General features: G+C 49.4%; 17 protein-coding genes. All 17 read right to left on the bottom strand.

Translation table 11 applies throughout. The annotated features are described in order from the left end of the window. Genes ACKU40_RS13120 through ACKU40_RS13040 form a run of 17 tightly spaced genes read right to left on the bottom strand, consistent with a single transcriptional unit; the run spans window position 1 to window position 15,131 of the window. Window positions 1-246, bottom strand: a complete 246-nt coding sequence (locus ACKU40_RS13120; RefSeq protein ID WP_320173245.1) for a phosphopantetheine-binding protein — start codon at window positions 244-246, stop codon at window positions 1-3. Between the two features lie 23 nt (window positions 247-269). Then, window positions 270-1,208, bottom strand: a complete 939-nt coding sequence (locus ACKU40_RS13115; RefSeq protein ID WP_320173244.1) for an acyltransferase — start codon at window positions 1,206-1,208, stop codon at window positions 270-272. Between the two features lie 15 nt (window positions 1,209-1,223). After that, complete coding sequence (locus tag ACKU40_RS13110; RefSeq protein WP_320173243.1) at window positions 1,224-2,378, bottom strand: DUF2062 domain-containing protein; 1,155 nt, start codon at window positions 2,376-2,378, stop codon at window positions 1,224-1,226. Further along, a complete protein-coding gene (locus ACKU40_RS13105) occupies window positions 2,368-3,762 on the bottom strand; it encodes a lipid biosynthesis B12-binding/radical SAM protein (protein ID WP_320173242.1) in 1,395 nt (464 codons plus the stop codon). Before ACKU40_RS13105 ends, ACKU40_RS13110 begins: the two co-directional genes overlap by 11 nt. 7 nt (window positions 3,763-3,769) lie before the next feature. After that, on the bottom strand, window positions 3,770-4,249 hold the full coding sequence (locus ACKU40_RS13100; protein ID WP_320173241.1) for an acyl-CoA thioesterase: 480 nt from the start codon (window positions 4,247-4,249) through the stop codon (window positions 3,770-3,772). After that, window positions 4,249-4,635: a 3-hydroxyacyl-ACP dehydratase gene (locus ACKU40_RS13095; protein WP_320173240.1), complete on the bottom strand. Its 387-nt coding sequence runs from the start codon at window positions 4,633-4,635 to the stop codon at window positions 4,249-4,251. Before ACKU40_RS13095 ends, ACKU40_RS13100 begins: the two co-directional genes overlap by 1 nt. A gap of 5 nt (window positions 4,636-4,640) precedes the next feature. Beyond that, window positions 4,641-5,162 carry a hypothetical protein gene (locus tag ACKU40_RS13090; RefSeq protein ID WP_320173239.1) on the bottom strand — a complete coding sequence of 174 codons (522 nt, stop codon included), beginning with the start codon at window positions 5,160-5,162 and terminating at the stop codon, window positions 4,641-4,643. Next, a complete protein-coding gene (locus ACKU40_RS13085) occupies window positions 5,155-7,545 on the bottom strand; it encodes an MMPL family transporter (RefSeq protein ID WP_320173238.1) in 2,391 nt (796 codons plus the stop codon). The genes ACKU40_RS13090 and ACKU40_RS13085 overlap by 8 nt, the downstream gene beginning before the upstream one ends. Before the next feature lie 2 nt (window positions 7,546-7,547). Then, complete coding sequence (locus ACKU40_RS13080; RefSeq protein WP_320173237.1) at window positions 7,548-8,180, bottom strand: outer membrane lipoprotein carrier protein LolA; 633 nt, start codon at window positions 8,178-8,180, stop codon at window positions 7,548-7,550. Continuing rightward, window positions 8,168-8,662: a 3-hydroxylacyl-ACP dehydratase gene (locus ACKU40_RS13075; RefSeq protein WP_320173236.1), complete on the bottom strand. Its 495-nt coding sequence runs from the start codon at window positions 8,660-8,662 to the stop codon at window positions 8,168-8,170. The genes ACKU40_RS13080 and ACKU40_RS13075 overlap by 13 nt, the downstream gene beginning before the upstream one ends. Before the next feature lie 16 nt (window positions 8,663-8,678). Further along, window positions 8,679-9,710 carry a radical SAM/SPASM domain-containing protein gene (locus tag ACKU40_RS13070; RefSeq protein ID WP_320173235.1) on the bottom strand — a complete coding sequence of 344 codons (1,032 nt, stop codon included), beginning with the start codon at window positions 9,708-9,710 and terminating at the stop codon, window positions 8,679-8,681. A gap of 16 nt (window positions 9,711-9,726) precedes the next feature. Next, entirely contained in the window at window positions 9,727-10,125 is a 399-nt protein-coding gene (locus ACKU40_RS13065) for a hypothetical protein (protein WP_320173234.1), read from the bottom strand. A 45-nt stretch (window positions 10,126-10,170) separates the two neighbouring features. Continuing rightward, the gene (locus ACKU40_RS13060) at window positions 10,171-10,923 is read right to left on the bottom strand and encodes a lysophospholipid acyltransferase family protein (protein ID WP_320173233.1); all 753 of its coding nucleotides are present in this window, start codon (window positions 10,921-10,923) and stop codon (window positions 10,171-10,173) included. 35 nt (window positions 10,924-10,958) lie between these two features. Further along, complete coding sequence (locus tag ACKU40_RS13055) at window positions 10,959-11,213, bottom strand: acyl carrier protein (protein WP_320173232.1); 255 nt, start codon at window positions 11,211-11,213, stop codon at window positions 10,959-10,961. Further along, complete coding sequence (locus ACKU40_RS13050) at window positions 11,213-12,439, bottom strand: beta-ketoacyl-[acyl-carrier-protein] synthase family protein (RefSeq protein WP_320173231.1); 1,227 nt, start codon at window positions 12,437-12,439, stop codon at window positions 11,213-11,215. Before ACKU40_RS13050 ends, ACKU40_RS13055 begins: the two co-directional genes overlap by 1 nt. Next, window positions 12,421-13,917, bottom strand: coding sequence for an NAD(P)/FAD-dependent oxidoreductase (locus ACKU40_RS13045; protein WP_320173230.1), 1,497 nt, complete (start codon window positions 13,915-13,917; stop codon window positions 12,421-12,423). Before ACKU40_RS13045 ends, ACKU40_RS13050 begins: the two co-directional genes overlap by 19 nt. Next, window positions 13,917-15,131, bottom strand: coding sequence for a beta-ketoacyl-[acyl-carrier-protein] synthase family protein (locus ACKU40_RS13040; protein WP_320173229.1), 1,215 nt, complete (start codon window positions 15,129-15,131; stop codon window positions 13,917-13,919). The genes ACKU40_RS13045 and ACKU40_RS13040 overlap by 1 nt, the downstream gene beginning before the upstream one ends. Between the last annotated feature and the right edge of the window lie 4 nt (window positions 15,132-15,135).

Genomic DNA, 15,135 nt, shown 5'->3' with positions numbered 1-15,135 from the left:
CTAAGCCTGTCTTTCCTTGATGAAAGCAACAAGACTGTTCACGGACTGGAAGGCAGTCTTGCCTTCTTCCATGTTCTTGATTTCCACATTGAAATTTTTCTGAACCAGAACCACGATTTCAACAGCGTCCAGTGAATCAAGTCCCAGCCCCTCGCCGAACAGGGGAGCGTCATCTTCAATCTCGTCTACGGTTACGTCGACAAGGTTCAGTTCTTCAATAAGCAGTTCTTTCAGTTTAGTATGCAATTTTGCCTCGTTATCAAGTGTTGTCAGTTCCACAGGTTATAAAAATTGTAGAACTGGTATGGATTTTCCTGACAATATCTTTCCAGTTCAATGGAAAATTGCTGTGCATAGGGAATAAATGCCTCAGCTCCGCGCACCGTCCCTTTGCCTGTTTCAGCGGGTACGTGAATAACTTTTGCTACCCGGAAGATTCCTTCCCCGGCTTTGCTGCGGCTGGAAAAAACTATAGCTATAGGCGTATCCGTTGTCGCTGCAATTTTGAACGGGGTTATCGGCAGTTCAATTTTCCCGCTCAGAAAATCAACCTGTACATTATGTCTGCTTTCGCCCATGGTCCGGTCTCCGTTGATACAGAGTACGGAATTATCACGCAGTGCAGAAAGCATTTCCAGAGTGCCGCCCATAGGGGCAGCCGGGTTGATGACCGTGATTTCTTGGACTTTTTTTTCCATTCCGTGGCCGTTCCCGCCGGAAACCTTCCATTTGAAGGAGTGCTTGTCCACATTCCCATGTTCCATGAGCATGACCACAGCCTTTGGCGCGTCCAGAAAGCCAAGGTATGAAAAGCCCATCTGCCAGCAGCCCACATGCCCGGTGAGCAGGATCAGCCGTTTCTGCTCGGCGTAAAGTTCCTGCAGCTGTTTTTTATCCTTGTCGGAACCGTGGCCTTGAAAATCACCCAGAATGCGCAGCACTGCCCGGTCTACAAGCATTTTTCCGAAATTCCAGTAGAGCAGGTAAGTATGGCGTATTTTGCTCAACCTGTTTTGCGGGTTGAACCTGCGGCGGATATATTCAGCAGGTCTTTTGCGTACTCCGGGCAGCAGGGTGTAAAAACCGACCACGAAAAACAGCAGGCAGTATGCTCCCGGCCTGCCCAGAATCCGGATCAGTCCGTAAAAAATATGATGGAAAAATGCGGGGGCCAGACTTCTGCTGGACCACTTTTTGTCGCGATTCATAAGGACCGCCCCGAACTACTGCGGTTTCATATCTAAAAACCGTTTAATGGTAAACGCCATAATATAGATCGTAATCCCTATAATTGCTGCAAATGACGGCCCTAATACCAGTGAACCCAAGACCCATTCGTAGAAGCGGTCCAGCGCTTCATAGCCCAGTGTCTGCAAGGATATTTCGGTCAGGAACTGGTTGTAGCGCATATAGTGCCCGACCTCGATACACAGAGCCGGGACCAGCGGCGGAATGCAGAGCTGGCTTACAGCAAGCCCGGTGATTTTGCTCAGCCTGAAAAAACCGCAAAGAAGAAGGATGGCAATGGAATGCATGGCTATGAGCGGCAAGGTTCCAAGCAGCATGCCCATGGCCCCGGCAATTGCCAGATTAAGCGGTGTTTCATCCTTGGAGAGCAGGATGCGCAGCGAACGCAGGGGGTGTATAGGTGTTATTTTCCCGTCTACATCCTTGTCGTACTGCCGGTGAGGCACGGGCATAAAGGAACGCATGGTCAGCTTTGTATTCAAAAGTGAAATGCGAACATTATCCTTGATTGCGTCAAAATGCGAAACCCGTTCGTCAGCTGAAGGGTAGTGCACTTCAATGGGCAGATCCTTCAGCTCGTATCCGGCCCATGCGGATTTAACCAGAATCTCCACTTCAAAGGCATAGCGGGGTTCGGACGTTTTTATTACGGAGAAAATTTCCAGCGGGTAGGCTCGGAATCCGCTCTGGACGTCGCTGAGTTTTGTTCCGGTCTGAACCCGTAGCCAGAAATTGGAAAAGCTGCGTCCGAACTTGGAGGCTCCGGGTACGTTTTGACCTTCGAAATTCCTGCTGCCTACGAAAATTGCTTCCGGGCTTTGCGTAATTGCTTCCAGAAAGATCGGGAGATCTTCAGGGAAATGCTGTCCATCGGCATCAATGGTTATGATGTGGGTCTTGCCCATCTCACGTGCCTTATTCGCGGCGGTAAGAATGGCCTGACCTTTGCCGAGGTTTTCATTGTGGCTGATCACGGTAAGGTCAAGGTCTCGGATTTTATCGGAACCGCCATCTGTGCTGCCGTCATCAACAATGAGCACTTCGCCGTAGTTCATGGCTCGTCTGGCCACATCGCGCAAGGTTGCACCGTGGTTGTATACGGGAATAACGATTAGCGGCTTAACCTGCATAAGCGGAATCTGCGGCTGACTTAGTAGATGTTTTATTTCCGGGCTGGTCATCAAATCTTATCAACTGGTCCCAGAGAATCCCCCGGAATCCAAATTTTTTCATAATGTTAATGCGTTGCTGGCCTTCGTCAGGCGGGAATAGTCGATCCCTGCGTTTCTTGAATCCTTCGGTCAGGGCCGCATTCATCTCATCTTTATCGAGCCGGGGGGAGAAGTAATAAAAAGGTTCAAGCAGCGATTGGTTGGGGCGGATTAAACCTTCTTTAACGGCTCTTGTAAAGAGCGGTGTTCCTTCATGCAGCCTTATGCCTGAAAAGGGGAAAACCACGCAGTTACGCAAAGAGTTAAGGTTCTCAATCCCTTCACGAACCGTATCCATGGTTTCGTCTGGTCCGCCGAATATTACAAAATGTGCACATGGAATACGTTGCTGCACACATTTATCATTAAATTCCATGACCTCGTCGAAAGTGAAACTTTTCCGCAACCCTTTAAGGGTTGTGTCGCTGGCAGCATCTGTGCCTACTTCCATGGCTTGCAGGCCGGAACGTTTGAGCAGGGCCAGTTCATCGTGTTCAATGGGACCGGGCTGGAAAAATCCGCACCAGCTGATTTTTATTTTCCGGCGTATAATCTCTTCGGCCACTTGCAGGTAATACCCTCCGCGGTCATTGAGTACGGAGTCAGTGAAGAAAATATTATCCGCACCGCAACTGCAGAGCATTTCAAGCTCGTCTGCAATATCGTTTACCGGACGGACCCGCATTCGATGTCCTTCTAGGTGAGGATAGGTGCAGTAGGCGCAGCAGTGTTCGCAGCCTCGTTTGGTCTGCACATTCATAACTCCGCTTTCCTTGAGGTAATAGCGCAGCAGCTGCGGTTCCCAGCGCGGAACCGGGATTTCGTGGCCGGGAATCCCTTTTTCCTTGCCGTAAATCTGTTTTGTTTCTTTGCCCTGCTCCAGCCGTGCAATCAGTTCGACCATTTTGCGCTCACCCTCGCCGACAACACCGTAGTCCGCTCCTGTGAAATTGAGGATTTCCTCCGGCAGCAGAGAGAATCCTGCGCCTCCGGCAATGACCGGAATTCCGGCCTCTTTCAACACATCCACAATGAGCTTTGCTTTGTGGATGAATTTGTTGGTGTGAGAGGTGAAGGAATCCACGTTATCCACATTGCGGATTGATATCCCGGCGTAATCCGGTCCTGCCTCAGCAAGCGCACCTCGCAGGTGATCAAGGGAGTTGCCCGTCGCAAGCATGTCATATTGAATGACCTTATGTCCGGCAGCATGCAAGGCTCCGGCAATAACCGACATGCCGATAGGATAAATCGGGTACGGCTCTACGTTGGTATTGCTTGAAACGAGAAAAACAATGGACATGGTGCGTCTAGAAATTCCTGTCTATGGGAGTGAGGATTCCGTTCTTCCATTTTTCGCAGAGTTCGGCAAAGAAGTCCGGTTGGAACATCATCAGTTCATTGTCTTGGACGAAGAGCTGGACAGTACAACCGGTAGTGGCTTTCTCCCCTGCAGCATCGCGGATGATGAATTCGTAATTCATGCGTGCAGCTTCGGTCCAATGCAGCAGGGTTTCAATGCTGAATGTTTCCCCGAAACGGAGCGGTTTGATGTAATCCACCTGCATTTTTTTGATCGGCGCGGCCACTTTGTAGCGGTAAAAATCCATATACCCAACACCGTACAAATCACCGAGTGCAGTGCGTCCGTCTTCAAAATAACTGGGGTAGCGCCCGTGCCAGACAATATTCATGGGGTCCACTTCTTCAAAACGGACTTTGCGTTCAACTATATGGCGCAACGGTTCTGGTGCGCCTTCGATTTTCGGAAAATATGATTTGCGACGCATTATATTGCCTCCGGTCCGAATATGAGCTGGTAGGTTGCTGCGGTTTCCCCTTCCACCGTAAGTGAACATATGGCGATATGGTTCAGTCCCTTGGCCTTGAGAGAAAAGTTGAGAATCAGCTTTTCCATTGGTTTGACAGGGCGCAGGAACTTGCAGCGGGTCACCGATTGCAGGGCTAACTTTTCCGCAGGGTATTCAAGTTCAAGGGCTTCCACTGAAGAGTTCTGTCCTAGCAGGGTCTGGATTACTCCGGGCAGGATGGGGTTGCCGGGGAAATGACCATCAAATCCCGGAAATGATTCCTTGAAAATATAAGAACGTTTGTAGCCGGATTCCGTTTTTTCAAGATCGCTGCAGCTGTTTGAAATATGTTCGTTCAGTTCCATGATGTTTAAAAATCCTTTGTCGATCCGGAATTAAGGAAAAGCTCAAGGGTGTATCTGCCCTGCGGATCGTTGAATATGGTATGGGCTGCAAATTCACGTTTGCCGATTATTTTTTTGCCTTTAGTAATGATATTTATCCCTTGGACAGCTGACTGCTCCGGGGCGAGAAACATTTCATAAATGCATTGCATTGATTCATCATAAAAATGCGGAATCATGCGCAGGAAAGGGGAGCTGAAGATTTTCTTTGATTCAAAACCTCCGGCATCGTCAGCTGTGATTTCTGCCACCAGCAGTTTCATGCCCATGTCGTTTAACATGACCACCCGTGCGTTTCGCTGTTCAGGCTTGAGTTGCAGCATGCCGCGCAAGGGCAACCGTTTATCCGCAATGGTAAGCACTCCTGAATGCTGCAGCATATAGGATGGTGAAACTGCGGTTGGCTTAGTAGTAACTGCGCTACGCGAGGAACAGCCGCCTAGCATTATGAAGAGCAGTAAAGGTAGCAGTAATTTGAATTTACGCATGCTTCTCCTCGTTCAGGCGCAACAGTTGCGGAAGTATAAAAATCGCGCAGCAGAGTGCCGCCGTGATCCCGATGGAAACCGTGGCCCCTAATGAATTGAGCGAGGGATGTTTGGCAAACACAAGAACCCCGAAGCCCGCCAAGGTGGTCAGTCCCGAGATTTTTACAGCTTTAATAGTCCACGCTGAGGGTGTTTTAATTTCCTGAAAAACCATGAAGATTCCGTAATCGGCTCCAAGTCCGATGACAAGCGGTAAGGCTACGATGTGGAAAATATTAAGTGGGATCTGCAAAACACCAAGCAGTCCAAAGGTTACAGTTACCCCGAAAATTGCCGGGAAAAGGGCCAGAATCGCCCGGCGGAGATTTCGGAATAATCCGAAAATGAGCAGTGCCACCATAATGCCAGAACAGCTGATGAATTTGATAATGTCCTGCTTCATTTCCTGTTCAAGGTTTGCTTTAAAGCGGGACTGCGAAACAAGGCGTACGCCTAGTTCCTTTTCTTTTTGTGTTGAATAGTATTTATTAACTTGCCCGTTGTCCGGGAGCAGAGTCATGACCAGTTTTTCATGTCCGTCATTGCTTGGGGGGACAAGTAAATCATAGATGAAACTAAGCGGTCCGGTACTGTAAATTTCTGCATCAAGGGCAGGAGCTGGCGCCGTGAGTCGTTCCATTGCCGGGGCAAATGCGCCGGATGCAAATCCCAGTTTCATACTGCTTTCCAAAACGTTTTGTTCTGTATTCTCTTTTCTTCCGTCCCAAAATGAAGTCCAGCGGTTTTCATTTTCGGTAATAGTTTCAGGGGAAGGGAGGGTATCGGCAATGCTGACCGCTTTAATGCTGCCCAGGTTTTTCTTGATGTCGGACCATGCTTTTTCATTTGTCTGCAACGCAGTTTCCATATCTTTTCCTGCGGCAAAAAGCATGGATTGGGCGTGCATCTGGCTCCAATTGTCCTGAAAATGTTTTTCCGTGCGGGAAAGTTCTTTTGGAATATAGCCCAGATTTTTCAGCTCCGTGTCAAAGTTGTTGCTCAATGCACCTGCAATTGAAATCGCAAATATGAGTCCTGTGCTCCAAAGTATGAGTTTTGTCTTTCCTTTAATTTGGAAAAGGGGCTTGTTCTTTCCTGCTTCAGGAAATGAATTGCAGAACCGGGGGACAAAGAGCAGGGCGTAAGCGCAGGCCGCAATTATTCCGGCAACAGAGAATATGGAAAGCTGCTTGATGCCCGGAATACCTGAGATATAAAGGGCAGCAAAGGAAGCGCACGAAGTCGCAGCACCGAAAAGAACCGGCTTGCTGATTTTGCGCATGGCTGCGGTTTTATCATCGGGATGCTCAGCCAAAGAGAAATAGGTGTGGACAGCAAAGTCTATGGAAATCCCCATGAGTACAGCACCGAATCCGATGACTATTGCGGACATATCATTACAGATAAATGCGCAGCAGCCCAGTCCGGCCATGATGGCAACTCCCGGAGCAATGAATACGCTAAGGGCTCCTTTGCTGCGGAATCCGAAGAAAAACAGCAGGATCAACGCGCCAAGGGAGATAATTGAAACAGTCAGGATATCTTTTTTGATGACCGAGGCATTGGCAGTTGTGTAGCAATGTCCGCTCAGCATTTCGATATAAATGTCAGTTTCTTTGAGATTGTTTTCCGCCAATGCTGCTTTTTTAATCTCCTTAAAACGGTCCAACAGCAGGATACCGTTTTTAGAATCAGTCATGGAAACATTGGTTTTCGCAATTAGCAGCAGTGCACTTTCTCCGGCGACAAAATATCTATTTTCGATCCTCTTGGTGCGAGGAAGGTTCTGCATGGATGCAATTTTGGGTAGATAGATGCTGCGTAAATTGAGCGGGTCAGCGGCGATAATACCTCGCATACCGATACCTGCCGGTGACAGAAGCAGTTTTTTTGCGTCGCTTAAGCTCTTGTTTATTGCAGCTTTGTCAGTGAGTTTCTGCAATGTATCCAGATCATTTTGTGTGGTCAGATTTGGTGCTTGCTTGAGCAGGTAGCCCATTATCTGCTGTGGGGTTGTTTCCAGTGAATTGCAATCCTCAAGCAGCGGAGAATTCATTCTGCCTGCCATGCTTTGGGCAACAGCACCGATCTTCTCTTCACTTAAAGATTTGCTGGAGATGGAAATGAGTATTTTTCCGGCTAAGGGAGCTTTTTGAAGCAACGCAAAATCGCGCTTGATATTTCCATTTTCTCCACTTGGGAGCATAGCTGAAATGTCTTCCGAAAAAGAAACCGATAGCAGCGGGATGGCGCAGAACAGGACGAAAAGAATAAGAAATAGTATGCTTTTTATTTGATATCTTCTGTTTTCTGCTGTGGAAGTATTCAACTTGCTGAAGAACATTTTTACTCTTTCAGGAAGATATCCTGATCCAGTTTTTGATTTAATAGCACGTTGCTAAAAATAATCTTTGTGTAATCCCCGCCCGGTTCATGCAGTTCAATGGACTTAAGGTGAGTCTCGTCGGGGGCAAAAAAAATGCGTATCAGATTTAAAAAATGTTTTGTTTTGCTTGATTTCGGGGTCAGTTCCATCACTGCCGGAGAATAATTTGTAACTTTGATGGAATAAAGGGATTGCAGCCACGGAATATCCATGGTTGTCCATGCCAGAATCTGTTCCGAAATGATCGCCATTTCCGGAGATGTCTCGGTATCGAATTGAGATGATTCTTTGCTTGCCCCGTCCCATTTCAATCCTTTTTGTCCCTTGAGCAGGAAGCCGGATACAAATGGTTCTGTGTACTCCCAGCGCAGGTTATCCGGACGGGCAAAACAGAACTTACCCTTGGCTTCCATGACATCTGCGAAAAGCGTGATATAGCTTTGCTGGGTAAAATCGCTGCTAATGGATTTAATGGATTGCGAACGTGCTTGCAGGTCATTTAGAAAATCAGACTGCCTGTCTGCGAAAGCATTGTGCGCTGAAATGATCAGCAGCAGAAAAGCGAGCAGAAGTGCTTTTTTTACAATTGCCATGAGGTCGCACTCGCACCGGATTTTTCCTGAGCAAATAGCTCTGCCATGGCTTCATCCTGCGGCACAAAGAGTTTTATTCTTCCTTCGGCCAAAGTCTTGCCTTCGCGGCTGATCGTCCCTTCTACCACTGCGAAGCCGTCAAAATCACCTACAGTCTGAACGCTGATTAACAGTTCATCACTTGTAAATTTTGCAGTGCCTTGGGGGTTAACCTGAAACTTCTGCACCCCGACAAGATATCCTTCTGGTACTGGATGCCCAAGGGATTTAAACCTGTAACCGCACACAGCGGCATATGTCTGGGCTACCAGTTCTATATAAAACGGTGCCAGCAAATTGCCGTCCTTTCCTTTGGAAATGGACTGTGTGGAAAGGTCGGCCAGTGCGGTTCCAGCTCCTTCTTCGACAGTAAGTACACTGTCCAAGAGCAGCATCTTTCCGCGATGGGGCAGCAGTTTTTCAGCCTGCATGGGAAGATTCATTAAAAAAACTCCGGAATTAATTGCGCCAGCAGAGCGGATCAGATGAGAGATAGTCACCGTTCAGATGATGGGCCATGCCACGGCAGCCGTAACACTCTGCACTTAAATCACATGTCTTGCATGGTCCGGTGATAGTCTGGCGGATATTGCGCAGATTATAGAATACGTCGCTCTGCGAAATGATATTTTCAAGTGAGTCAAACCGCAGGTTGCCTGCGGAAATATCCACACCCGGGCAGGGAATAACTTCCCCGGTGGTGGTAATGGTGCAGGAATAAAAATGCCGTTTGCAGGAAAATGCTGCTACCGGTGGTTTCGGTTCCCATTCTATGCCGAATTCTTCGCGGTCAATGCGTGAAAGTTCATTGAATAATTCACCGATTTGCTCCGGATTCAGAGCCAGTTCTATGTGATCCTTGGCTCTTCCCTGATCGGTAATGGTCTCAAAATAGGGAATGATTTTTTGGGTGCGCAGCCAGCGCCACATTTCCGGTATTTCAGTATAGTTCTGGCGGCAGATGATAGTCTGGGCGCCGATGGGGATATCCCCGTTACTGTATCCGGCTTCAAGGAGGTTGTTGAGTCCTCGGCGGATGGCTTTGTGAGCATCTTTCTTGCCGGCCAGCTGGTCCTGAATTTCCGGATCAAGGCTGTTGAATTTAATTACCGGCTGTACTCCCATGGAGTACAGTTCGGATGCGATTTCAGGGGTTATCCGGGTTCCGTTGCTGAAAAGCTCAATTTCCAGACCGAGTCCGTGGATATACTGGATCACATCCATAATGCGGGGGTAGAGCATGGGCTCTCCCCCGCCAAGGATAATTATCTTGCGCGCGCCGAGGTTCCGGCACTGGTCTACTGCGTCGGTGATCTCTTCGAAGTCCAGCTCATTATTTAGCTTTTCTCCGGAAGAGGCATAACAGTAGATGCAGCGCAGGTCACAGACTCTGCTTAGTTCAAGCTCAGCAGTGAGCAGTTGTTTATTTTGAAGGGTCTGTTCAATTTCAGCCTTGGTAAAAGGGCTGCCCCAGCAACGGTTTGAATTCATGTTTCCGGTATTCCGTTTAGTTCAGGCGACTAAGTTCGAGGTTAATGGAGCTGGCAAGATTTTTAATCCATGCATTGTAATTGCTATGGATCATGTTGCCTTTGTGCTTCAGGTTAGTGCTGTCTTTATAATTAATGCTGTAATTTTCCGGGGTGTAGGTAATGTCCACAATAGCTTGGTGGGAGCGAACATTCAGGGTTCCCACAAGATGTCCGGGAGCCACATCGCTCATCTGCCAGCCACGGTCATACCCACCTCTGATAATGGCATTTTTAACTTCATCCATGGTGTGGTTCTTTTCGCTGGTGTAGGCGATCGGAGCCAATTCAATGTTCTGGATAGGAGCGGTTCTGCAACCGCCGAGAAAAAGTGCGCAGGCAACAAGTACAAAAGCAACAATACGGAGATTTTTCATTTGTAACATCCTCATCTTGAAAGTTAAATTTGAGAAAATCGTTTTTTACGCTTCCTGATTCATTTCCTGAATGCAAGCAACCATAGTTGTTTTGACCGCTCGGCGCAATTCAATATGCGGATTTTGTGTGTTTAGAAAATGCTCCGGATAGATGGGGGAAAGTATTCTGCCACGTACCTTTGAGGGGCGGATTAGCATGTGCCCGCGGGGAAGCATATTATAAGTTCCGGTAATGCACAGGGGGACAATGGGCAGCCCGGTCTGCACTGCAAGGTGAAAGGGTCCGGAATGGAAACGGTTCAGATTGCCGTCCTTGCTGCGGGTTCCTTCCGGGAAAAACATGAGCGAGCTGTTTTGCTCTATAGCTTTTCCCGCCTGTTCAATAATCTCGTCAAGATTATCCGTTTCCACGTTTATGTAGCCGGCAAGTTTCATGTAAAATCCGTAAAATGGTATTTTAAACGGCCAGTTGCGCACAGCCATGCATATGTTGCGTTGTGGCTGGAAGGAAACCAGATAGGGATCAAAGAAAGATTCATGGTTGGCAATGATGATACATGGCTCGGGGAGTTTGTGTTGCTCCGGCCACTGGATATCAACGAACAGGGACATCAGCATTGAGCTGGTCCGCCCGTAGTACCAGATCATTTTGCGCAGGGTTTCCGGTTTTTCCCATTTCAGAATACGGGTAAAGAACAGGTAGCAGAGTGGGGAGATAATGACCCCGGTCAGGGTCCAGAGGATGATGCTCAGGTATATACCGGCGTTAATCCATATAAGTTTGAAAATTTGGGGCATCGGACAGAAAAGGGAATAGGAAAAAGCCGCTTGTATTAAGCGGCTTCGTCTTTTTTGCTCAGGATGAACTTGTGCAGGTCACCGAGAGTACGGATAGCCTTGAAGGCTTCGTCTTTTTTGATCTTGATCCCGAATTCCTGCTCCAGAACGATGACCATATCCACAGCATCAAGGCTGTCGAGGTCAAGGTCATCCTTGAAGACTGCTTCAGGGACCATTTCATCAAGCTCCAGCTCGAATTCTTCAGCAAGTGCGGAGTTGATTCTTTTTACGATTTCTTCATCTGTCATTAAGATCTCCTCAAAACCAGCGATGTATTTATACCGCCAAGGGCGAAATTATTTTTCAGCGCATATGTAATTGGTCTTTCCTGCAAATGCAAGGCGTTGTTTATTGCAGCACATTCCTCAGCAGGAGTCGTGAGATTTGCTGTAGGAATTATTGTGCTTTCCTGCATCATGCGCACTGTTGCGATGGTTTCAATGGCTCCGCTGGCAGCCATGGTATGACCAAGATGTCCTTTTAAACTGCTGACCGGCGGAGTGTTGCCGAACAGTTTCGCCACTGCTTGTGCCTCTGAAGCATCCCCCTGCAAGGTCCCGGTGGCATGGGCGTTCACATAGTCAATTTCAGATTCGGTAATTCCGGCATCTTTCAAAGCTTCTTTCATGCAGAGGTTGATAGCGTCCGCACTGGGGGAAGCCATGTTGCTGCTGTCACAAAGTGATGAAAAACCAGTGATTTCTGCCAGAATCTCAGCCCCGCGTGCTTTGGCATGTTCATAGCTTTCCAGCAGGAGCATTCCCGCTCCTTCGGAACAGACTATGCCGTTGCGGTCGGCGTCAAAGGGACGTGACGCGCTCGCGGGATCGTCTGCACCGGAAGTGGAAGCTGCTTCTATAATATCGAAGGTGCCTACGGTCAGGGGATGCAGTTCATCTGTGCCTCCGCAGAGCATAGCATCCTGCTTGCCGGTGGCAATGGCTTCCGCAGCCAATCCGATGTTCTGGCATCCTGTGGAACAGGCTGCTGAAGCCGCAATAACCCGTCCGCTGATTTCGAGAAACTGGGCAATGTTGGCAGCGGCACTATGGTTCATAATTTTGAAAAATTCAGTACTGCGGATTGCCTCAAGGGAATTTTCCGGCAGATAGAGCTTGAAAAATTGTTCAAGGGCCTGCGAACTCCCTGTGGTGGAGCCTACCGAAAGTCCGGTCCGGCCTCCGGTCAATGTGTCAGTGCCCAGTCCCGCCTGTTCAATGGCTTCAAGTGCAGCCAGCGCGGCGAAAATGGAAAGATTGGACATGGTCCGGCGGGCTTTGCGGGGAATAGCCTTGGTGTCAACTTCCGGGACCCGTCCGGCAATGCGCGGACGCAATCCTTTTACGTGTTCGAGTTCTTCCATATGGCTGATTCCGGAGCGACCTTCCACAAGTCCGTTCCAAAGAGCTTCCACTCCGCTGCCCAGTGGGGAAATTGCGCCCATTCCGGTTATAACTACGCGTTGTATATGCATTTCAGTTCCTCGTGAATCTTTTCGTGTCCATATATGAAACCGCAGGTCAAATAGGCGGAAACCACCGCACCCATGACTCCGGGGGCGATGATGGATTGTCCGGCCAGCAGCAGCCCCTTGATCTTGGTGGCCGGCAGGGGATTGTACTGCGAAACGGTATGAGCTGCACCGTACATGCTTCCGTATGGAGAGTGGCAGTAATCGCGTAAGCTCAGCGGTGTTGCTGCATCAATGAATTCGACCTGTCCGTTTAATTCCGGGCAGCGTGTAAATACCTGCTGCGCAAATTCCGCCATAAGTTCGGCTTTGAAATCAAGGTAGCCCTGCGGTCTGTTGCGTAGACTTGATTTCTGCCATTTGCCGAACTTATCAAAACTGCAGGGCATGATGGCTGTTACACTCTGCTTGCCGTCCCGCCCGAGGGTTTGTCCGGCGGAAAGGAAAATAGCGTTTTCTGACATACCGGTCCTGCCGGAAAGGACTTCGCTGTAATCAGATTCCGGCCACAGGTAGATGTTCCGGCCTTGCAATGCTTCCACCGGAGTTTCGGCTATCCCGAAAAGAATCAGCGCGGACACGGTCTCCAGCAATTCGCTGATCCTGCGTCTGAATACCGGGCGGAATACACCGTCTTCAACGCAGTTTAGCATGGACGCTGGATGAGCGGACCAGATGCAGATTTCGCCACGCAATTCGTTCCCGTCATCCAGCAGCAATCCTGTGAAATTTTTGTCTGCGTCGTGGTTGATGCGTACAGCCTTCTCTCCGCAGAAAATATCTACACCATGCTTTTTGAGTTGTTTCTGGTACGCGTCCACAAGAGCTTTTCCGCCGCCCTCTATGGTGTGTGATGACCGGAAATATGATCCGGCTACAAGGGCATGGGTGGAGAGCATGGCCTGCTCCGGCGGAGTGCCGTATAGCAGGGAGTGGCAGCAGAGCAGGTCCTTGAGATCTTGATTGTCAGTGATGGAATCGAGGTACTCAAGCAAAGATTCTGTTTCGTCATGTGCCAGAGAGTCCAGACTGAAATCCAGATCGAAATTCAGGAAGGCGGATGAGTCGAAAATAGTCCTGATCCGTTCCAGATATGTATCAATGGCAGTTTTTTCAGAAGGGAATGCCTGTTCCAGAGTCCGGCGGACCCGTTCATATCCATAAGGCAGACAGATCTGGGTATTCTTTTTTTCAAAGCGGAAGCAGTCGCAACCTTCTTCATTGAAGGGGATTTTGACCAGCTCATCGTTGATGCCCAGATGTCTGAAATATGTGTCGAGCGGGTCTCCGTCACCCATTCCGCCTATCAGGTGGATACCGGTTTCGAAATGCACGCCCTGCCTGCTGAATCCGCGTACTGTCGGTCCGGGCAGGGGAAAGGATTCCACCAGTGCGACTTTGTATCCCTGTCTAGCCAGCAGGAGGGCCGAAGTCATGCCCGAAATACCTGCCCCGACAACTATGTGGTTGTAAGCAGTCATTAGAATTCAAGCACAAGGCAGGAGTTGGTGCCGCCGAATCCTGCGGAATTAAGCAGGGCTTTTTGCGGGGGACGGTTCTCGGTTTCGGTAAGGATGTTCAGACAGGAAGTCTCGTCGTCGCCTTCGGTGAAATTGATGTTCGGCGCAGTGAATCCGTAGCGGTTCATGAGCGTTGTATAGACTATCTGACTGGCTCCGGACATCCAGAGCTCGTGTCCGGTCATGGATTTGGTTGAGGATATGCGTGGTGAAATATCCCCGAAAAGTGTGCGGATGTTGGCGGCTTCAGCTCCGTCTCCAGCCGGGGTGGCAGTGGCATGGGCGCAGATGTAGTCAATGTCGGCAGGAGTGAGTCCGGCCTGTTTGAGAGCCTTGGCTCCGGCTCTTGCAAGGCCGTTCCTGCCGGGAACTGAGATATGTTCTCCGTCTGATGAAAAACCGTATCCGCTGATTACGCCGAGAATTTCGGCTCCGCGTTTTTTTGCCAGATCGTAGCGTTCAAGCATGATGGCTGCTGCGCCGCCGCTGGGAACTAGGCCGTCCCGGTTTTTATCAAAGGGACGGCTGGCCTGTGCCGGGTTATCAGTGCGATTGGAGAATGCTCCAAGTCCGTCGAAACTGCACATGGACTGCCAGTTCAGTTCCTGTGCCCCTCCGCAGATGATCCGTTCCTGCTGTCCGGTTGCAATGAGGTTTAAGGCCTGACCAACGGCATGCCCGCCGCTGGAACAAGCAGAACTGATAGTCCATGCCGCTCCGCGGGTTTTGAAAAGGGTATTAAGGTTCATGGTCACACAGGAGGTCATGGAACGGAATACCGCGCCGCTTCCGATGAGTGAGGTTTCACCCCGCTCCTTAAGCAGCTCTACCTGATCAAGGGCGGCAATACAGCTGGAGTCACATCCGAAAATGAGTCCGCTTTCATCATTGTGCAGATCCTCTTCTGTGAGGCCGGATAGGGCGAGGGCCTGCTTGGCGGCAGCGTAGGCCTGCACCGCGAAGTCGGGCATGGTTTTGCGCTGTTTGCGGCCCAGCCATGTATTGGGTGTAAAATCTTTGATAACACCTGTCAGCGGGCTTTCAAAGCCGAGCTTGATCCGCTCCTCATCCACCTCAATGCCGGAACGCCCTTTTTTGAGGGCATCGGCGATGGTTTCAAGGTCTACACCCAGAACGGATATGGCTCCTATTCCTGTGATTGCCACTTTGTACAAAAGA

The organism is Maridesulfovibrio sp., assembly GCF_963666665.1.
In the GTDB taxonomy this organism is placed as follows: Bacteria; Desulfobacterota; Desulfovibrionia; order Desulfovibrionales; family Desulfovibrionaceae; genus Maridesulfovibrio.
This window is presented reverse-complemented; position numbering and strand designations above follow the sequence as displayed.